Consider the following 20,911-nt stretch of genomic DNA (forward strand, 5'->3'; position numbering starts at 1 on the left):
GGATATTGGGCATCTCATAGATTCCGTAAATTGCAGGTATGATTTCATTTAAAGAGGCGCATAAAAAAGTAGTAGATAATAAACAGGATTTTGGTACGGAGCTAATTCCATTAAAATTGGCAATGGGTAGGGTTCTTGCCGAAGAGGTAATTGCCGATAGAGATTTCCCTCCCTTTAATAGAGCTACCAAAGATGGCATTGCCATAAATTACGAATCCATTGCTTCCGGCCAGACCACTTTTAAAATAGAAGGGGTGCTTCCTGCAGGCGTGGCACCTAAACCATTGAGCAACACGGAGCATGCAATTGAAATAATGACTGGAGCCGTTGTTCCAGATAATGCCAATACGGTAGTGATGTACGAGCATGTGGTTATAGAAAATGGATGGGCCACCCTAATTCATAATCCGACTAAGGGACAGGATATTCACAGACAAGGCAGTGATCGAAGGATGGGTGAGACGGTGCTAGAAAGTAATACCAAAATTACAGCTGCAGAGATAGGTATTTTGGCTTCTGTTGGGAAATCCACCGTTTTAGTAAAAAGACTCCCTAGGATCGCAATTATATCTACAGGAAATGAATTAGTAGAAGTAGGGGAGCAACCCTTACCACATCAGATAAGGAAATCTAATATTCATACTCTTTTTGGAGCATTATCCCAAGAGGGCATAGTTCCTAAAGAATTTCATCTTGTAGATGACAAGGAAATTATTAGGAAGGAATTAGCTAATATCCTTTATAATTTTGAGGTAGTACTACTCAGTGGAGGGGTATCTAAAGGGAAATACGATTATATTCCGGACGTATTGGAAGAATTGGGGGTAGAAAAAGAATTCCATCGGGTACTTCAAAAACCGGGAAAACCCTTTTGGTTTGGTAAACAGCCAATAATCGGCACCTTGGTATTTTCTTTCCCAGGTAATCCAGCTTCAACGTTTGCCAGTTATCAGGTCTATTTTAAAGACTGGTTAAAATGTTCCTTAAATCTACCCAATCCAACAATTAATGTAATCTTGGAAGAGGGAATCCCTGTTAAGGGCGATTTAACGCTATTGTTAAGGGTTAGGTTAAAATGCACTGATGGACAGTTGTTAGTCTCTCAAGTAAGGGATAATGGATCAGGAGACCTCACCAGCCTAGCGCTTACAGATGGCTTTATTGTTTTAGATCCAGATCAAGAATTTTATGAAGCGGGCGAATCGGTTTCTTTTGTCCCTACAAGACAACTTTGGTAATTATGCTGCACGAACTCAAAAATATCATTAAGGAATACCAACAAGCCACTTTAAAAGGTAAGCAATGTGTATTAGCGACGGTAGTCGCATTAGACGGTAGTTCTTATCGTAGACCAGGGGTTAGGATGTTGATTTTAGAAGATGGGCGAATGGTAGGGGCAGTGAGCGGTGGATGTGTCGAAAAAGAAGTGTTGAGACAGGCACAATCAGTATTTAAGGATAATACGGCCAAAGTTATTTCATATGATGGTCGTTATCGATTGGGGTGTGAAGGGGTGCTTTATATATTGCTGGAACCTTTTCGGCCGGATACAAAATTTTTAGAAGCCTTTAATGAAGCCTTAAAATTACGTTGTAAATTCAAGGTAGTCTCCATATTTGAGAAGAAAGAAGCTTTGAATAAGCATTTTGGTTCTGTGGTGGATTTCGGAAATACTGTTTTGCCATTTTATTCTGATTTCGAAAAAACAGAAGACTTGGAATTGTTTGAACAGGAAATGGAGACTTGTTTTAAGCTCTTTATCATTGGTGCAGAGCACGATGCGGTACAACTAAATACATTGGCCTCTCAGATTGGATGGGAAGTCACAATTATTGCCGATCCTGCCGAGGAAAAGAATATTTTGGATTTTGAGGGTGCCCATGATTTTATGGGAATTTTGCCTGATGAATTCCCTTTTAGTACCATAGATAATCGTACCGCAATTGTTCTAATGAATCATAGTTATTCCAAGGACCTTAGATATCTTATGGTCTTAAAAGATGTGCAGCCCTTATATTTAGGGCTTTTAGGCCCGCACAGCCGCAGGGAGAAGCTTTTTAATGAATTATTGGAGCTTAGTCCCTTAGTATCCTATAATTTCTTGGAACGTATCCATGGTCCGGCCGGACTTAATTTAGGGGCAGAAACACCACAGGAAATAGCAGTCGCTATAATTGCCGAAATTATGTCGGTCCTAAGAAAGCAACAACCCATTCCTTTAAAAGATAAGAAAAAGGGCATTCACGATTAATGAAAGAAATAAAGTTTAATATCGCAGTTATTATCATGGCCGCCGGAGCTTCTTCCCGAATGGGGACAGCAAAACAACTCTTACCTTGGGGGAAGTCCACCTTAATTGAAAATGCTATTAAAAATGCCACAGATTCGGATGCCAAAGAAGTTTATGTGGTATTGGGAGCAAGGGCTGAACAACTTAAGAATAGCATTGGATTAAAAGAGGAGGCTATAATTTATAATCGGGATTGGCAATCAGGATTGGGCAGTTCTATTGCAATTGCTACTAGATTTATTTTGGAGCAAACCGTAAAATTTGATGGTATTCTTATAATGTTGGCAGACCAACCATTGATAGATGCTACCTATTTAAACCAATTGATTACTGCGTTCTATGAAGCTGATGAAAATATAATTACCACAAAATATGATAACGGAAATGGCGTGCCCGCTATTTTTGGTTCTTCACATTATTTGGAGTTACTACAAATTAAAGACGATTCTGGGGCCAAGGATATTATTAGGCGTCATAAAAATAGGCTTGTAAGCATAGACTCTAAGGGGAAAACAGCTGATGTGGACACCTATGAGGAGTATCTGAAGATGTTGGAGGGGAGTGTTGATAAGTGAGTACAAAGTAGTTAGGTATCTTTTTAGTAATAGCTTATTTAAACGGCGAAGCCTAACTCCTTATCCGTAGAGGACCGCGATGTAAATGCAACGATTTGCATTTAAAGTGAGGGGCCAGTTGGCGCGTTGGCCATCGCTGCAACTGGCGCCTTAAAACAAAGGAGCACTGTACCTAGTTTACTGGCCCTGTTCTTTTCTTTTATTCCTACGCTTGTCTATTTTTATTAACGGAATTCATGAATGCATAGCATTTAGGCGAGTAAATAAAATCGACGAAGGAGATTCATGAATACCTTTTATAATTAGATAAAGATCAATGCACTACATCAACGAAGGAGGTTCATGAATTCCTATACTAAATTAAGAAGGTATAATCCTTACCTATTTAAAATTAAGAGATTACGCAATGATTTGTATAATAGATGGCGATATTTGTCAGATTGCGCTCTACCTTAAACAATTAAACCAGTATTAATAACCAATTTCTTTAGCCTTATTCACTACTTCCTGCGCTCGTTCCCATAATTTTTGATTTCCACCCTGTAATACCTGTACCAGTGCTTCCATTTCGGGAATATATCTTTTGGCGAACCCTGAGTCATTGTGGCTTATGCTTGGTAGGTTATCAATTATATCGGCAAGTTTTATGCTTTGTGCCTCACTGCTGACATTGGCTATTCGTTCCGTTTCTTTTTTCTTTCGCCAAGGTCTGTTAAGTTCGGGGTACTTATCTTTGGTAAATTCATCGGTAAGCTCCTCTACTAGCTTGCCCACTTTCTTCCCGAATTCCTTGTTTATTTGCTTTAAAGTGACCTCCGTATCCTCCACAACATCATGTAGATATGCTGCACTAATCATTTCTGGAGTATGAGGGATTTCTTTTAGCATTTCCGCTACACGGATTGGATGTTCTATGTACAACTCTTTCTTATATTTTCGTTGTTGATCACCATGCGCTTTTCTGGCAAATTCTAAGGCTTTTTTTTCCATACTAGTTTAAAGTTAGACGTTCTTAAATGATAAAGCAAAACAGGATAGAGGAAGAGTATAACATTTTGCAAATCCTATCTCATGCAAGCTTTGAGTTACCATTTAAGTATGGCTTCTTTAAAATTTATTGCTAATTCTTCTAATTTATCGTTATAAGCCATAAATTTAGTCCAAAATGTAAGAGTGCTATGAATCATAAAAATATAATCGCTTTACTTTTTATTGTAATTATAACCTCTACAAATCTTATTGGACAAGAAATGGGTTTTGAGGAATACAATCCGATCTCCACCCTTAAAGTCCCTGGAAAGGAAATTTTAAAAGCGAAATTTCCATTTATAGATGTACATGGACATCAATATCAGATGCCTACTCAGGATCTTGCACCTCTTATTTCGGAGATGGATAAACTTAATATGGCTATTATGGTAAACCTTAGTGGAGGATCTGGAGCTCAACTTAAAGAGGCTATTGTCAATGTTAAGACTCATTTCCCGAATCGATTTGTGGTTTTTGCAAATGTAGATTTTGACGGGGTGGGAACATCAGGTTGGGCCAAAGAAGCAGTTACTCAACTGGAAATGGATATTAAAAACGGAGCCAAAGGCTTAAAGGTGTATAAAAGTTTGGGACTGAGAAATAAAGATAATTCTGGGAAACGTCTGGCAATTGACGATCCTAGATTGACGCCTATTTGGGACAAGTGTGGAGAGCTTGGTGTTCCAGTGCTTATTCATTCGGCAGATCCTAGACCTTTTTGGGACGACGTAAATGCCGATAATGAACGTTGGTTAGAACTAAAAACACATCCGCGCCGAAAGCGTTCCAGCACAGATCCCGCATCTTGGGAGCAAATTATTGCCGAACAACATAACATGATTAAAAATCATCCCAAAACTACTTTTATAAACGCCCATATGGGATGGTATGCGAACGATTTACAAACGCTGAGTCAGCTATTGGATCAAATGCCAAATATGTACGTAGGTATAGGCGCCATTATTGCCGAATTAGGGAGACAGCCTCGGAATGCTCGTCAATTTTTCATTAAATATCAAGATCGCATTTTATTTGGAAAGGATAGTTGGAAGCCGGAGGAGTTTCCCACCTATTTTAGGGTATTGGAATCGGATGACGAATATTTTCCATATCATAAGAAATATCATGCGTTTTGGGCTATGTACGGAATGGACCTCCCTGACGAGGTTTTAAAAAAAGTGTATTATAAAAATGCTCTAAAACGTATCCCGGGACTAGACAGTAAACTCTTTATGGAATAATTAACAGCTAATTTCCTTCTGGATCTTTGGAAATCAATGTAAAAATGTAAATAGGAAGTGCGTAAGTGGAGTAATGGATTACACCCTGTAGGCAATCTGAAAGGTGAACTGGTTTACCCCATAATTGAGATGAGTAGAGTAGCGATCAAAATAAGGAAAAATAACAGTAGGCTTAATGCCAATAATCGTATTGATCTATTTACGAATTTGAACTTTGCGGCGGCAATTTTGGAAATAATAAAAATTTGTTGCCCAATTTGATCAAAGAGTTCGACCTCATCCAGGCTAATCTTATAAAACGTTTTTGAAAACTCTTTAATATTCCCATACTTGGTGATTACATCTCCAAAAAAGAATATATTTTTATCAAAATTGGACTCTATCCTAGGCATAAAGCAGCGAATACTAAAATATATCGAAGACATTGTCAACCCTAACCAAATAGCGATTAGGACATAAATAAAATAATAGTCTGTTGCTATAAATAATATATATGAGGTATTTTTATAAATAAAATTAAGAAGGATCCCAAAAAAGGAGAGTATAAGTCCGGCTTTAATTTCTGATGCTTTTATAAGGCTAAATACGTAATTAACACTACCCCAATAGTGGTCAACTAAATCTTCTGTATGACTTCCTCTTCTAATAGGCGGATTAGATTTATCAGGTGTTGCTCCTTCTAAAGGTTGTTGTGGCTGGTCCATAAAAAACTGAGTTAAATTTGTTGATCTAGAATAGCAAGTCATTGTATTAACTTACTAGAGGTGGGGTACTTGTAAGATAAGAAATAGATAGCATAAATCGGATCTTTTTTTCTTGTACCTATTTTAACCGCTGGTAATGGTCTTGGCCATTCAATATTTATTTCTCTTGTTACAGCAAACCGATAACCAATAGAAGCCTTTGGGACATTAAAAGAGGGGTTTCATCCTTATCAGTAGAATTTTGGTGTTGAGCGATGGTATATTACATATTAATTCCAATAAAATCTTCTAATTATGAGAACCAAAAAGAACCATTTCATCATATGGGGAATTTTGCTGCTGATGTTCAGTGGCACTGCTTATGCCCAAACTACACATGTAGTTACCCTATATGTAGATACCGATTTACTTAATCAAGGGAATAATAAAAAGGCATATTCTTTTTCTGTAAGTGAAGGAACCGATTTTTCTGATATAGAGGACCCAGAAGCGTTTACCATTTTTGTGAATGAGAATGATGAAGTAGAGTGGGAAGCCGAGTCTTCCTCTGGAGAAGAAGTAAATATAGAGGAGATTGAAATTTTAGACGATCTTCAAAATCCAAATAGAAAGGACCTTTTTAAAAGTAAAAAACTTAATGGGAATAGGAATAATGACCACAGTAAAAAGAAGGTAAAGGCAAAAATAAAATCAAACACAAAAGACAATGTTTACAAATACATTATAAGATTCAGCCTAGAAGGTAATACCTACGAAATTGATCCAAAAATCAGGGTATAAGTCAAACTCCATCTACGGTATGATTATGACTTTATTCTTTTATATAGCAAGAGGATGTTACAATAAGACCGTTTTTTGCGCCGGAATTCTATTGTTATACTGCTGTATATTTTACGGCCAGAACCAAACAATGGCGGATAGTCTTGAATTGATTTATAATGCAGGCAACTTTGCTAAGAAAGATCGCTTACAACTTCTGGGAGAGCTTGCTAAAAACCATCCTAATCCAGAAAAATCATTACGTTATAGCGAAGAGCTACTAAAAACGGCCAAAGAATTGGGCTCCACCCAATATCTACTTGTGGGTTATCGTGAAAAAGGAAATTCCCTCAGATTAAAAGGAGACCTTAGTGAAGGATTATCGAGTTATTATGAGGGGGTAAAGTTAGCCGCCAAGGATAATCTAAATCACGATTTAGGACTTTTGTATACCTCTATTGCCCATGTTTATTCCATTATGGGTAACCAAAACAACACTATTCTGTATTACAAAAAAGCTATAGCTATTCTCGGGGATTTAAACGATTCCTTGAATTATGCGAATGCCTTGGAAAATTTGGGAGATGAATACAACCTAAATATGGCCAAACCTGATTCTGCTCTTATATTTTTCAAAGAATCTGGGGCTATATTTAAAGCGCTGGATTCAAAGATTGGGATGGCTTATAATCTTGGCAATACTGGCTTGGCCTATGCGCAATTAGGACAATATGAAATCGCTGAAAAAAACATCTCTGAGGCCATTATACTATTAGAGAACCTTGGCGATTATTATCCTATTTGTGTATATCTAACCTATATGTCCGATATATATATGCAACGTGATGACTGGAATGCGGCATTAGAATATGCGCTAAAAAGTCTGAAGCTTGCTAAACAATACGATCTTAAGGATCAGATAAGTGCCGCTTTTCTACAACTTTCGCAATTATATGACAGTAAAAATAACGCTGTAGAAGCTTTTGGTTATTACAAGCAACATATCCTTTATAAGGATAGTGTAAAGAATATAACAGCCGTTCAGCAAATGGCCAATATGCGGACTAATTTTGAGGTTTCACAGAAGCAAACTGAAGTAGATCTTTTAAGTCAGCGTCAAAAAACACAACGCATAGTAGTTATTGCCACTGGTGTTGCTTTATTTTTAATTGGGTTGCTGACATTTGGTCTTTATAGACGCAATAGGTATATCCGAAAAACAAAAAGGATCATAGAGCGGGAAAAAGAGCGTTCAGACGAATTACTTCTTAATATACTTCCTGAGGAAACTGCAGCAGAATTAAAACAGAATGGGAGTGTAAAAGCTAAAAAGTTTGAGTCTGTCACCGTGCTATTTACAGATTTTGAGGGGTTTACACATTATGCTGAAAATTTAGCTCCTGAGAAATTGGTAGAAAGTATAGATTACTATTTCACAAAGTTTGATGAAATAATTGATAAATATGGATTGGAAAAGATAAAAACTGTTGGTGATTCCTATATGTGTGCAGGGGGATTGCCGTTCCCAACCGAGGACCATGCGTGTAGAATGATTCAGGCAGCAATGGAAATACGCGACTTTGTAGTGCATGCCAAAATAAATCAAAATCAGTACGAAATCCGTTTTAACATCCGAATTGGAATACATACGGGACCTGTTGTTGCAGGGATAGTAGGTACTAAAAAATTTTCCTATGATATTTGGGGTGATACCGTAAATGTGGCCTCACGAATGGAAACTATGTCTATTCCTGGTAGGATTAATATTTCAAAAAATACGTATGACCTAATTAAAGATAAGGTTGAATGTGAATATCGAGGAGAAATCCAAGTTAAGAATCGGGGGGAGATTAAGATGTTCTTTGCCAACCATTGTAAATAATAATCAGGCTGTACATCCTAGTTCTTTATATCTGATAATATATTTTACTCTACTAATTTATTAAGAACGGAGTTAATCAGGTCGCTATTGCTATTTATGGTATTACTGTATTTTTCTAAACGTTTGCCGAAATCATCAGTTTCTATAACTTTAATATTGATATCGAAATATCCGTAATCCGCTACTGTGTTTCCGCTATCCACAGATACTGGGGGCAAAGGAAACCAGTTATCTTGTTGCAATTTAATTTGACTACTGTTTTCATCATATACCTGATTGATTACAATATCCGAAAACCGGAATTCAAAACTGCCAATTTCTTTTTTATTAAACGTTTGGCCCGCATCTACCCAAGTAGAAGAAATACTAATGGACACCACTACATCTAAATTCTCATCCTTTTCATTAAGTTTTGCTTTTGCATAATACACGGCAATTTTCTTAGGGTTTAAGGACATAAATGTTCTTTCAGGATTTAAATCGAAATGAAAAATAAAATTGCTTGACAGTTCTGTTGTTGAACTCTCCTTATTTTTAGATGATATAGCGGCCTTTCTAGAGATTTGAATTCCCCTATATTTTTGCTTCAGCCTATTTTCTCCTTCGCTCGGTAAATAAAAGTCGTTTCTAGAGATGCTGGCACTATAATCTGCCGTATATTTTTCGGCTTGTTTATCTATCAGGGTTTTTGTTCCGGTAACACCCCAATTTATAAGCTTTGGAATCACCAATCCAAGAACGGATGGAAGAAAACCTTCTAACTGTTTTTCATGCTCCAAGAGTTCAATTTCTACTTTTTCCCCTTTAATAGCATAAGATCGTTTATTAGCAGAGCAACTCCCAAGGAATACGATACCAAAAATAAATATACCGCCTTTTTTAACGAGTGCAGAATAAGTTCGGGATAGGTGTAAGCACTTCATAAATCTTTTATTTTATAAGGTTAGTGTAATGTCAATAAGGGGGATATAGATCAAAGAAACTACCTGAATTTAAAGAATTATAACGAAAAGTCACCCTACTTTATAAAAATAAAGATCAAAGCGACTTTTTTTTTCAATTTCATAATAGCCATGATCTCTTTAATAACTGATCAGATTATAATATTAGAGACACTTGGAATTGATTATATTTGGTTAAGCATATATTCTAAAAAATAAACTATTAGGACTTCTTTCTTTTTAGTCGTTCATTTAATGCTTGTGAGTATAATTGTGAAGTATCAAATTACCAACCAATGATCAGAATTTTATCTTCCTTGCTAAACCTTACTTTTATCCGTTAAATATGAATAATAAAAAAAGAAACATAACTAATTTAGGGTAGGCATGAATTGGATTTTATTATTAGAAATTTTATACGTAATCATAATGTTTTTGGTGATTTTCCGTGTATTGTATGACACACGGAGTGGGTCCAAGGCACTTGCTTACATTCTTTTTATTGTTATGATACCCGTGCTCGGCATTTTGTTTTATTTCTGGTTTGGGGTGAACTATCGCAAACGAAAACTCTACTCCAAAAAAATAGATCAGGACAAGAAATTACGTGAAGAATTAAGGAATCGGATGTTTACTTATTCTGCAACAATCTTGAATTCTGGGTTAATACCTATAAAGCATAGAAATCTAGTTGAGTTCATCCGAAAATCTAGCAGTAGCCCCTTAACAGCAAACAATGCCGTTAAACTTCTTTTGAATGGAGAAGAAAAATTTCCTGAATTATTACACGCATTAGATGCTGCTAAATCGCATATTCACTTAGAATATTACATTTACGAGAATGATGAAACGGGAAATGAAATAGCCCAAATGCTTATTAAAAAAGCTACTGAAGGGATAGAAGTCCGTTTTATGTATGATGATTTTGGGAGCCATGGATTGGGATCCGAGTTTCTTAAAAGGTTAGCGGATGCTGGAGTAGAGACCGCCCCTTTTTATAAAATAAAATGGTATGCTCTGGCAAGTAGATTAAACTACCGTAACCATAGAAAAATCATTATAATTGATGGAGAAACCTCTTTCATTGGAGGGATTAATATCAGCGATAAGTACAGGAATGATACCGAAGATAAAAATGGATTATATTGGAGAGATACCCATCTAATGATAAATGGTATTGCTACGCTCTATCTACAGTACTTGTTTTTATGTGACTGGAATTTTTGCAGTGAAAATAAGTTGGAATACAACGAGAATTATTTCCCGTCCCCCAATAAAAATGTCCTAATACAGCAAAAATTGGTGCAGATTGTACCTTCCGGTCCCGATTCTACCTTACCTGTTATTTTCTACTCCCTGATGCAGGCCATTACCTCGGCCAAAGAGCGGATATTAATTACCAGCCCCTATTTTATTCCAGGAGACAGTCTTATGGATGCCATTATCATTGCCGCCAAGAGTGGGGTTGAAGTTATTTTATTGGTTCCTGGCATATCGGACTCAAAAATGGTTGATGCGGCCGCAAGGTCTTATTATACCGAATTATTGCAGCACGATGTGCGAATATTTCTTTATAATAAAGGATTTGTCCATGCAAAGACCATGGTAATTGATAGGGGGTTGTCCATTATAGGATCTGCAAATATGGACTATAGGAGTTTTGATCTAAATTTTGAGGTGAATGCTATGCTTTACAGCCCGGATCTTACCTCAGAATTGTATCAGGCTTTTGTGGAGGATTTGAAGCATGCCACCGAAATTAATGCCCATGATTGGATAAACAGGTCCAAAATATATCATCTTTGGGAGAGGGCAGTTAGGTTACTTTCCCCTTTTCTCTAATATCAGATTTTAATCATCCTCAAAACCAACAGAAATATCTGATCATTACTTGTTTATCTGTGCGGTCTGCTTATTTTGTTAGAAATGGTATTTATTCAATCAATTAATACTTTTGATTTAAATAGATTAACATTTTGTTAGTTCCCATATCTGTAGTAAATTAATGTGTATCTATTTCCTTACCTAAAGGAAATTCATAAGCTTTTCCAATCACCTGGAAATAAGCCATATAACATCTAAATAATTAAAGAATGAAGGCAATAGGATTTAAACAATCATTACCCATAACCGATACTAATAGTTTTATAACGTTTGAAACTGATAAACCTAAGGCAAAAGGACATGACCTACTAGTGAAAATTGCGGCGATCTCTGTCAATCCCGTCGACTATAAGGTAAGGCAGAATGCCGCCATAGATACCGTTCTAGAGATCCCCAAAATTATTGGTTGGGATGCCGTGGGAACCGTAGAGGAAGTAGGTAGTAAAACCTCAAAGTTTAAGGTAGGGGACCAAGTGTATTATGCTGGGGATATAACTAGAAATGGTAGTAATGCAGAATATCAATTGGTGGATGAGCGAATTGTAGGTTCAAAACCTCAAAATCTTACTATTGCAGAAGCTGCAGCCATTCCATTAACAGGATTAACAGCCTGGGAAACACTATTCGATCGTATAAGGATAGATCCTGTAATCGATCAGGGAAAAACCGTTTTAATCCTGGGTGGAGCAGGAGGTGTAGGTTCCATTTGTATTCAATTAGCTAGAAAGGTGGGCAATTTAACTGTAATCGCAACCGCATCTAGACCAGAATCTGCACAATGGTGCACAAAACTGGGTGCCAATCATGTGGTAGATTACCGTAACTTGAAGAAAGAATTGGAAAAATTAGGACACGCTCAAGTCGACTACATTTTAGACTTTGTAGACCTAAAGGAATATTGGGAACTTGCAGCCGATATTATTAAACCTCAAGGACATATTGTTTCCATTACCGGAAGTAGTGAACCCTTAAATTTAAACCTTTTAAAAAATAAAAGTGTGACCTTCTCCTATGAATTTATGTATACGCGTTCCATGTATACCACGGATGATATTGATAAACAACATCGGATTCTTAATAAAATTGGGAGGTTGTTAGATACAGGAAAGCTGAAAACCACCTTAAAAACAACATTATCAGGGTTTACTGTAGACAACTTGAAAAAAGCACACCAGCTTCAAGAATCGGGGAAAACAATAGGGAAAACGGTAATTGTTTTTTAACGACTTAAACATTCATGTTGGGATATGGGTTTAGGCTAAATGCATTAACATTCATAAATCTCTCCCATTAAGACGAAATTTGTAAAAACATTATATCATGGAAAACATACTCGTCGTAGGGGCTACAGGTACCACGGGAAGAAAAGTCGTTAGCATCTTGAAATCATCACCTTATTTTGAACCGATAGCTATGGTGCGTAAAGAAAGCCAAATTAGGGAATTCTCAGACCAAGGAATACAAACAGTTATTGGAGATCTTGAAAAGGATATTACACATATTATGGACGCTATAGATGTAGACAAGGTAGTGTTTGCAGCGGGATCCGGCGGTAAAAAAGTAGTTGAAGTGGATCAGGAAGGAGCAAAGAAAATGATTGACGCCTCAAAGAATCATAATATCAAGAAATTTGTTATGCTTAGTTCTATGGGTGCAGAACATCCAGAAGAGGCGACAGAACTTAAAGATTACCTAAAAGCAAAACACAATGCTGATGAATATCTTAAAACAAGCAATATTCGCTATACTATAGTAAGACCAGGTTCACTAACTAATGATAAGGGAATAGGTAAGATTAGGGTTGGCCAACCCTTAAATGAACGAGGAAGCATTAGTAGAGAGGATGTTGCACATGTACTGACTAAGACGTTGCATGAGGATGCCGCTTCCCACGATTGTTTTGAAATAGTGTCTGGAAATGAATTAATTGAAAATGCATTGGCGGATTTAGCAAACAGCTAAATCTAAATGAACTCACAAAATGAGATAAGTTTGCTTTGACGCGGGCCTGCCCGTATCCGTTCAGGCGGGCGTAGATTTGTTATCGTTATTTTCCTTTCCGTGCCAGATGTACTTACCTAGCATGTATGGAATCGTATGAATAGGACGTTTGACCCTTACTCTACGTTTGGTAGTTTATAGCTTTTATACGCACCTAGAACTCCAAATAGTGAAAGGACTAAAATAACTCCTTCTATAGAAATGATGGAGGCCACAGCACTAATACCGCCTGTTACCAATAGTATAAGGCCTATTATGGTATTGCTTACGGAGACATAATCGGTACGTTTATTTCCTCCGGCCATATCCACTATATAGGTTTTTCGTCCCAAACGGACCCCACTATGTGCAATTCCTAAAACAAAAAAAGCCAAAGGATATAACCATGCTGCGTTTCTTATAACGGGAATGTAAGAAATAAGTATAAACATAACTATTCCGAGCATGGAAGCAATAATGGCAGCAATGACCATTACATTCTTACTGGAAACATCGGCCATCCTTCCCCAAATTGGAGCGCTTAATATAGAAGCCAATCCATTTACCAAAATAAATAAACCCATCAAATAGCCCTCTTTTCCTAATATATCTTGAGCAAGTAGCACATAGAAAGGCGCCGTTAGTGCAGAACACAGTAAAAGAGATCTTGCAATTACGAAATTTCTAAGATTTTTATCACTCCCAATTAGGCTCATTCTTTCCATAGCTTCTTTCCATCCATTCTTTCCTCCGGAAGTTTCTCCTGGAAACTCTCTGATCATGGCATAGATTACAGCAGCAATCAACCACATACTACCCGCAAAAAAGAGGGTATAGCTATAAAAGGTACTATCAGCACCACTTTTGGATTGATACATTAAATATAATCCAGCCAATAATACCAAAATACCAGAGGCAGAAGCGGTATACCCTTTAAGTTTCCCTCTTTTTTGTTTAGGTATTGTCTTACCCAATACGTCTTTAGAAGCAACTGAGCACAATCCTCTAGACAAGCTGAAAATAATAAGGAAAAACATAATTAACCAGCCTGCTTTGGCACCCGTAGTATGAAGTGTTACCAAACCAATTGCCATAATACTTAGACATTGAAAAATACTGCCAAAAACATAGACCCATTTTCGCTTTTTTTTGGTTCTAATATAACTTGCAATCACAATTTGAGGAAGCATAGAACCAGATTCACGTATGGGGACAATAAAACTGATTAAATATACGGGGGCATTCACATAGCTCATCACCCAAGTTAGTACCGTTTTGGGATTGCTTAGGGTGTCACCAAGTTTGGTGAAGATATTGCTGATCATTATTATGAAGTAATTCTTGGGCGTGTATTGACAAGCTTCCTCATTGATTTCTTTACAAGCCCTTGCATCCTCTTCGTTATTTAAGTAATCATATAAACTCTCGGTCCAACGTGATTCTTTCATCTGATAAGTTTACGGGAAAAGTAACCATTTATTTAAATCCGCCCTAAAATTAATTCTCTTGAATTTTTACGGTATACTAACATATTAAATTCACCTATATAGGAGAAATTTTAGTTTATGAAAAGTGTTTTTTTTGTTTAACAATTACTAAATTTATTTTGACAAAGTAAAATGGATATTTTATTCTTTATTATACATTGTATCATGTCCACAGAATCTATATTGCTTATTTTTGATTTTAAGAATACCGAGGACCTTTCAAATTGGGTGGTGATTGATGATGGGGTTATGGGCGTTGTGTCTCAGGGCATTACCTTCTGAGATTTTTATTCTGGTTTCAGGGGAAACTGATTGGATATGCCCAATTATTCCGGAAAGGAAATGCAAGCGATTTCAATTTTGATCGGTAATAAAAGTGAGGAGTCCATTTATACGCCAATTAACTGGCTGCTTTTTGAACAGTGCTCTCCTATTTTTTTAGAATTTGAAGCTGTAAATACTTCATAAGCACATTTTTAAAACAGTTGCATTATGTTTTTATGCAGTTCATAATAGCAATGCTTTTAATATAAAGAATTGAAAGATTGTAAGGAGAACTCCTCATTATTTGGTTAGTAGACTAAAATAATAAGAATCTATCCAAAATTCATGGCATCCTTAACCAATTAATACAATTCCTTATTTTGGAAAGTGATACAGTAAGGAAATAAAAGTAACAACCGTGCTAATTCATAGTATTCCCCAAATAACAGTCACTATCTTTGCTAAAAAATAATTTATGCCAAAGCAATTCTCAGATTTAGGGATTAATGAACAACTTCAACAAAGTTTAGCCGATTTACAAATTTCTGTTCCTTCGGATATTCAGGAGAAAACCATTCCCGTTGTTCTAGATCAAAGTAATGATGTTGTTGTTTTAGCAAAGACGGGAACAGGAAAGACCGCTGCTTTTGGATTGCCATTACTGCAAATGATCAATACAGATAACTCCAATGTACAGGCTTTGATTTTGGCTCCTACAAGGGAATTAGGACAGCAGATCTATTCAAATTTAGTATCTTTTGCATCCCATAGCCCTAAAATTTCCATTGCTTCCGTATGTGGTGGTATACCCATTAAACCTCAGATAGAGCGATTAAAAGCTGCAACTCATATAGTGGTGGCAACTCCCGGACGATTGGTAGACTTAATTAAACGAGGCTCCATCAATGTTAAAAATTTAAAATACTTTGTTTTAGATGAGGCAGATGAGATGGTAGGCGCCTTAAAAGAAGAAGTGGATACTATTATTAAAGAGATTCCGAAAGCTAGGAGAACCTTATTGTTTACGGCTACCATGCCAGGAACTATTAAGCAATTGGTTCAAAATTATATGTCTAAAAATGTGGTGCATATAGAGGCGGACATGGAAACCATTGGTCATCAAGGAATAGATCATCAATATGTGGTTGTAGAACCTATAGAAAAACTGGAGGTATTACTTCATTTTTTGAGTTCTAAAGAAGGGGAACGCGGTATTATATTTTGTAAAACGAAAGCAGCTGTTAATAAATTAGCTAAAAATTTGGCCATAAATAAGTTCTCTTCTGGTGCCATCCATGGTAGTTTAACCCAAGGTATCCGAGATAGGATTATGGGGCAATTTAGAGAGGGACATATAGATATTTTAGTGGCTACCGATTTGGCAGCTCGTGGTATTGATGTAAAAGAAATTTCTTATGTTGTTAATTACCATTTGCCGGACACCTATGACACCTATGTACATAGAAGTGGTAGAACGGCTAGGGCAGGAGCAAAAGGACTTTCTTTAACGGTTTTACAACAGGAGGAAGTTCATGAAATTGCCGAGTTTGAAAGGGAATTAGGAATTACTTTTAATCGGTTTGAAAAAGCGAATGCACAGAGTATAGATGAGAATAATGCATTAATATGGGCGAAGAAAATTTTTAAAACAAAACCTAATAAGGAGTTATCCGAAGATTTTAAAGCTAAAATAAAGACAATTTTCCATCACTTGACAAAAGAGGAGCTAGTGGATAAAATTTTAGCAGATTATATAGCGCATTCCAATATTTCAACGGTAAAAACTGAAACGCCTAAAAAGAAGAAAAAGAAATAAGTAGTATGGCAAACGATATTAAAAGTCAAGAGGATATTTTATCAAAATTAAATATTTACAAACTAAATCCCATGCAAGTGGAGGCTGTTTCCGTAATTGAAAACACGACCAATACAATTATATTATCCCCAACGGGAACAGGAAAAACGTTAGCGTTTACACTGCCATTATTGAAACTCTTAGATCCCGAGTCGCAAGAAATTCAAGCTTTAATTCTGGTCCCTTCTAGGGAATTAGCTATTCAAATAGAACAGGTTATCCGTTCCATGGGCTCCGGTTTTAAAGTAAATGCAGTATATGGAGGCAGGCCCATATCTAAAGATAAAATCGAATTAAAACACACTCCCGCTATTTTAATTGGAACACCAGGGAGAGTACTGGATCATTTTGATAGTGAGCGATATTCAAAGGCTAGTATTAAAACACTTATTTTGGATGAGTTTGACAAGTCCTTGGAAGATGGGTTTGAAGAGGAAATGAAAGCCATTTTAAGTCAGTTACCAAGTGTAAATAAACGTATTTTAACCTCTGCTACCCAAGCTGTTACTGTTCCAGGTTTTGTTCGATTGAATAAACCGACAGTGGTTAATTATTTAAAAGAAAAATCCGGTTCAAAATTGGCCATTAAAACGGTGGTCTCGCCAGATAAGAACAAATTAAAAACCCTAGTAGAGCTCCTTCAGTATATTGGAAATGAGCCTGGAATTATATTCTGTAACTTAAGGGATAGTATAGATCAAGTGAGTAACTTCCTAATACGGAATAAAATAAATCACGCTTGTTTTTCAGGGGGAATGGAGCAAAAAGATAGGGAAAGGGCCTTAATTAAATTTAGAAATGGATCGGTACAAGTGCTAATCGCTACCGACTTGGCCGCACGAGGGATAGATATCCCTGAAATGAATTATATAATCCACTATGAATTACCTATTCATGAAGAAGAGTTTATTCATAGAAATGGAAGAACGGCAAGGGTCAATTCAAAGGGAACTGCCTATGTTCTAAAATGGGAAAATGAAATTTTGCCAGAATTTATTCAGAATGTTAAAGGCATCAATATTTCCAATAAAGCTCTCCATAAACCACAATACTGGGAAACCTTATTTGTTTCTGGGGGAAGAAAGGATAAAATTTCCAAAGGCGATATAGCAGGTCTGTTCTTTAAACAAGGAGCTATCAATAAAGATCAATTAGGAGTTATTGAACTAAAGCAAAATTGTGCTTTTGTAGCCGTCCCTTTAGCAATTGCTGACGAACTGGTTGATAAACTGAACAACACCAAATTAAAAAATAAAAAGGTACGTGTAACAGTATTATAATTATAGGGGACCCTTTTATAATTCTTTAAAGCTATAAGAATTTGCAGATCCTAAACAAAAGATAGATTTACTTAAAATTAAATGAACTTTAGAATAAAATAACAAGCGCATTAATCTTATAAAGCTATTTACATTGATTATCTATGATACTATCATAATAGGAGGTGGACAGGCTGGAATATCGGTAGCCTATTTTTTGAGAAGGAGTGCTTTGGAGTACCTAATATTGGACAATCAAGATAAACCAGGTGGAGCTTGGTTACAAACATGGGAGAGTTTGCAATTATTTTCTCCATCTCAATATAGTTCCTTATCGGGTTGGCAAATGCCGAAGACTAAAGAAGAATATCCTACAAAAGCAGAGTTCATCAACTATCTCACGGCTTATGAAGAGCGATATAGTTTTCCAATTAAAAGAAGTACAGAGGTACTCCGGGTAGAAAAAGAAAATGGGCTATTTAAAATAATTACTAGTAAAGGTGTTTATAAAGCAAAAACTGTGGTAAGCACTACCGGAACCGCTAAAAACCCATATATACCCAATTATCCAGATCAAAATAATTTTAAGGGAGTACAGCTACATTCAGCAGAATATAGTGACCCGAAATCATTTCAAGGAAAGAAAGTCCTTGTAGTGGGCGGAGGTAATTCTGGCGCTCAAATTTTATCAGAGCTGTCCAAAGTAGCAAAGACAAAGTGGGTAACTAAAAAAGTACCACAGTTTATGCCAGAAGAGATAGACGGTCGTTATCTATTTGTAAAAGCGAATTCGAGTTATCTAGACAACAATACACACAACTTTGAGGAGGAAGTTTCATTAAGCGATATCGTGCAAGTAGATAGCGTTAAAGAGGGCCTTAAAAGGGGTATTTACAATGCTGTAAGACCTTTCCTTTCTTTTTATGAAGATGGAGTTATATGGCAGGATGGTGAAAAGGAAGCCTTCCACGCGGTAATTTGGTGCACTGGTTTTAGAGCTAATCTATACCATTTACAACCTTTAAATATTGTTAAAGATAACCGCGTTATAACCAAAAACACCCGTAGCCTAAAAGAACCTAATCTTTGGTTGGTAGGATATGGAAGCTGGACAGGTTTTGCCTCCGCAACCATTTATGGGGTAGGGAAGACTGCCAGGGCAACCGCAAGCGAGATACAGGCCTATTTTGAATTGACCTCCTAATTTTAAATTCACTACTGCCATTATACATACAAACTTTAAAACTATCTTCCTTGTTAAAAAATTAAGGGGAGCTAAAATAGCGTCATTGGTGGACTTGGATGCCTATTCTTTATTGGAGAACCGTATTATTATTGTAAATTCATGCCAATCATAAGATACCTAAACATGAAATATTCTGGATTTACTATTGCATTTCTACTTGCCATGATGATGGCCTGCAATACAAGTACAAAACATAAAAAGGAAGATAACGCACTTGCAGATAATAACATACCTAATATAGTGACTGCCGATATTGAAGAAGGTATTAAAGCGAATATTGCCAAAAAAGTAGAAGAAGGAGGTGGGTATTTCCATATGGAAACAGAGGATAAAGAACTACGTCTACAGTTGGTACGTGTACATACTGAATACCTTTCCAATTTGGGCCCTCAACGTCATTTCGCCTGTGTAGATCTTGCCGATATAAATGGGGACGTTTATGATGTGGATTTTTTCTTAGACGGAGATCCAGGCAACATGACGGTTACTGAAAATACTTTGCACAAGCTAAATGGGAAACCTTTTTACACCTGGAAACAGCGAAAGGACAAGACCTGGTATAGAATGCCTATACAAAATGCATCACCAGACTTATTGGGAGTCATAGAGGGAGAGGACCAATTTGAATTTACCTATGAGGTTACCCTACCGGAAATAAAAGAACCGGGAAAAATATGGATTCCAATTCCACAAACCGATCGTTTTCAAAATATAGAAATAGTATCTATAGGGACTCCCGAAAAGCATCAGATTCTTCAAGACAAGGGGAACGACAACGCCATCTTATATATGGAACTTGCCCCGGTGCATAGCGGAAAGAAAATGGAATTTGTATATAATGTTAAAAGGTTAGAGAAAGTACCTTATGAAGAAAATGCCTCACCAACAAGATACCTTAATGCTAGTTTGCTGATGCCGGTAGGGGACCGATTTCAACTATTGGCAGACTCTATTATTGGTGATAAAAAAAATGTCGGTACTATAATGCAGGCCAGAGCGTTGTATGACTATGTGATTGATGAAATGCGATATATTAAGGCGGGCAAGTATGGTACTGGCGATGCTGTTTATGCGTGCGATGCCCTTACCGGTAATTGCACTGAGTTTCATTCACTTTTTATATCCTTGGCTAGATCGGCAGGAATTCCCTCTAGATTTGCCGTTGGGGCATCCATTCCATCAGATCGTGACGAAGGAGGTATTGATGGCTATCATTGTTGGGCAGAATTTTTTGCAGAGGGTAAATGGTGGCCTGTAGATATTAGTGAAGCAAATAAATATACCGCTTTGGCTACCTACTATTTCGGGAGGCATCCTGCAAATCGTATCGAATTTACTCGAGGACGAGATCTTATAATAGAACCAAGCCCAACCTCTGGACCCATAAATTTTTTGGCATATCCGGTTATGGAAATAGGAGAAACTATGGCATTTCCACAAACTTTCTTTTCATTTCGTAGAAAATCTAGTGCCATTTCAAGTTGATATGACACTAGATAGTAGAATTACGAGATG

At 36.7% G+C, this 20,911-nt stretch carries 18 protein-coding genes; 14 read left to right on the top strand and 4 right to left on the bottom strand.

Translation table 11 applies throughout. The features are described from left to right. The first annotated feature begins 38 nt into the window (after window positions 1–38). From G466_RS0114130 to G466_RS0114140, 3 genes are read left to right on the top strand one after another with little or no spacing between them, the layout of a single operon-like run. Window positions 39–1,238, top strand: a complete 1,200-nt coding sequence (locus G466_RS0114130; protein WP_026814253.1) for a molybdopterin molybdotransferase MoeA — start codon at window positions 39–41, stop codon at window positions 1,236–1,238. Between the two features lie 2 nt (window positions 1,239–1,240). Then, window positions 1,241–2,251 carry an XdhC family protein gene (locus G466_RS0114135; protein WP_026814254.1) on the top strand — a complete coding sequence of 337 codons (1,011 nt, stop codon included), beginning with the start codon at window positions 1,241–1,243 and terminating at the stop codon, window positions 2,249–2,251. After that, window positions 2,251–2,865 carry a nucleotidyltransferase family protein gene (locus tag G466_RS0114140; RefSeq protein WP_026814255.1) on the top strand — a complete coding sequence of 205 codons (615 nt, stop codon included), beginning with the start codon at window positions 2,251–2,253 and terminating at the stop codon, window positions 2,863–2,865. Before G466_RS0114135 ends, G466_RS0114140 begins: the two co-directional genes overlap by 1 nt. Window positions 2,866–3,336: 471 nt before the next feature. On the opposite strand, the gene G466_RS0114145 is transcribed toward G466_RS0114140, so the two are convergent. Next, on the bottom strand, window positions 3,337–3,855 hold the full coding sequence (locus G466_RS0114145) for an HD domain-containing protein (protein ID WP_026814256.1): 519 nt from the start codon (window positions 3,853–3,855) through the stop codon (window positions 3,337–3,339). A gap of 188 nt (window positions 3,856–4,043) precedes the next feature. On the opposite strand from G466_RS0114145, the gene G466_RS0114155 reads away from it, so the two are divergent. Next, window positions 4,044–5,135: an amidohydrolase family protein gene (locus G466_RS0114155; protein WP_026814257.1), complete on the top strand. Its 1,092-nt coding sequence runs from the start codon at window positions 4,044–4,046 to the stop codon at window positions 5,133–5,135. 113 nt (window positions 5,136–5,248) lie between these two features. Here G466_RS0114155 and G466_RS0114160 read toward each other — a convergent pair whose 3' ends face one another. Next, a complete protein-coding gene (locus tag G466_RS0114160; RefSeq protein WP_034235741.1) occupies window positions 5,249–5,839 on the bottom strand; it encodes a Pycsar system effector family protein in 591 nt (196 codons plus the stop codon). Window positions 5,840–6,133: 294 nt separating this feature from the next. Here G466_RS0114160 and G466_RS0114165 point away from each other — a divergent pair, with 294 nt between their 5' ends. Next, window positions 6,134–6,619 carry a hypothetical protein gene (locus tag G466_RS0114165; RefSeq protein ID WP_026814259.1) on the top strand — a complete coding sequence of 162 codons (486 nt, stop codon included), beginning with the start codon at window positions 6,134–6,136 and terminating at the stop codon, window positions 6,617–6,619. A gap of 130 nt (window positions 6,620–6,749) precedes the next feature. Further along, on the top strand, window positions 6,750–8,480 hold the full coding sequence (locus G466_RS0114170; protein WP_169720753.1) for an adenylate/guanylate cyclase domain-containing protein: 1,731 nt from the start codon (window positions 6,750–6,752) through the stop codon (window positions 8,478–8,480). A 44-nt stretch (window positions 8,481–8,524) separates the two neighbouring features. Here G466_RS0114170 and G466_RS0114175 read toward each other — a convergent pair whose 3' ends face one another. Further along, window positions 8,525–9,403 carry a hypothetical protein gene (locus G466_RS0114175; RefSeq protein WP_026814261.1) on the bottom strand — a complete coding sequence of 293 codons (879 nt, stop codon included), beginning with the start codon at window positions 9,401–9,403 and terminating at the stop codon, window positions 8,525–8,527. A 405-nt stretch (window positions 9,404–9,808) separates the two neighbouring features. Between G466_RS0114175 and cls the strand changes: the two genes are divergently transcribed. The 3 genes from cls (at window position 9,809) to G466_RS0114190 (ending at window position 13,267) form a co-directional block, all read left to right on the top strand. Beyond that, on the top strand, window positions 9,809–11,263 hold the full coding sequence (gene cls, locus G466_RS0114180) for a cardiolipin synthase (RefSeq protein WP_026814262.1): 1,455 nt from the start codon (window positions 9,809–9,811) through the stop codon (window positions 11,261–11,263). A gap of 251 nt (window positions 11,264–11,514) precedes the next feature. Beyond that, the gene (locus G466_RS0114185; protein ID WP_026814263.1) at window positions 11,515–12,528 is read left to right on the top strand and encodes a zinc-binding alcohol dehydrogenase family protein; all 1,014 of its coding nucleotides are present in this window, start codon (window positions 11,515–11,517) and stop codon (window positions 12,526–12,528) included. Window positions 12,529–12,625: 97 nt separating this feature from the next. Then, on the top strand, window positions 12,626–13,267 hold the full coding sequence (locus G466_RS0114190) for an SDR family oxidoreductase (protein ID WP_026814264.1): 642 nt from the start codon (window positions 12,626–12,628) through the stop codon (window positions 13,265–13,267). 155 nt (window positions 13,268–13,422) lie between these two features. Here G466_RS0114190 and G466_RS0114195 read toward each other — a convergent pair whose 3' ends face one another. Further along, window positions 13,423–14,733, bottom strand: coding sequence for an MFS transporter (locus G466_RS0114195; RefSeq protein ID WP_026814265.1), 1,311 nt, complete (start codon window positions 14,731–14,733; stop codon window positions 13,423–13,425). Window positions 14,734–14,937: 204 nt separating this feature from the next. On the opposite strand from G466_RS0114195, the gene G466_RS24500 reads away from it, so the two are divergent. From G466_RS24500 to G466_RS0114225, 5 genes are all read left to right on the top strand, one after another. Further along, window positions 14,938–15,054, top strand: coding sequence for a CIA30 family protein (locus tag G466_RS24500; RefSeq protein ID WP_229797224.1), 117 nt, complete (start codon window positions 14,938–14,940; stop codon window positions 15,052–15,054). 457 nt (window positions 15,055–15,511) lie between these two features. After that, window positions 15,512–16,852 (top strand): DEAD/DEAH box helicase, encoded by a 1,341-nt coding sequence (locus G466_RS0114210; protein WP_026814266.1) that lies wholly within the window; start codon window positions 15,512–15,514, stop codon window positions 16,850–16,852. Between the two features lie 5 nt (window positions 16,853–16,857). Further along, window positions 16,858–18,171 (top strand): DEAD/DEAH box helicase, encoded by a 1,314-nt coding sequence (locus G466_RS0114215; protein ID WP_026814267.1) that lies wholly within the window; start codon window positions 16,858–16,860, stop codon window positions 18,169–18,171. Between the two features lie 133 nt (window positions 18,172–18,304). Then, window positions 18,305–19,354 carry an ArsO family NAD(P)H-dependent flavin-containing monooxygenase gene (locus G466_RS0114220; RefSeq protein ID WP_026814268.1) on the top strand — a complete coding sequence of 350 codons (1,050 nt, stop codon included), beginning with the start codon at window positions 18,305–18,307 and terminating at the stop codon, window positions 19,352–19,354. Between the two features lie 165 nt (window positions 19,355–19,519). Then, on the top strand, window positions 19,520–20,881 hold the full coding sequence (locus G466_RS0114225) for a transglutaminase-like domain-containing protein (RefSeq protein WP_229797225.1): 1,362 nt from the start codon (window positions 19,520–19,522) through the stop codon (window positions 20,879–20,881). The last annotated feature ends 30 nt before the right edge of the window (window positions 20,882–20,911 follow it).

The sequence above is a fragment of the Arenibacter certesii DSM 19833 genome (assembly GCF_000429545.1).
Taxonomy (GTDB): domain Bacteria; phylum Bacteroidota; class Bacteroidia; order Flavobacteriales; family Flavobacteriaceae; genus Arenibacter; species Arenibacter certesii.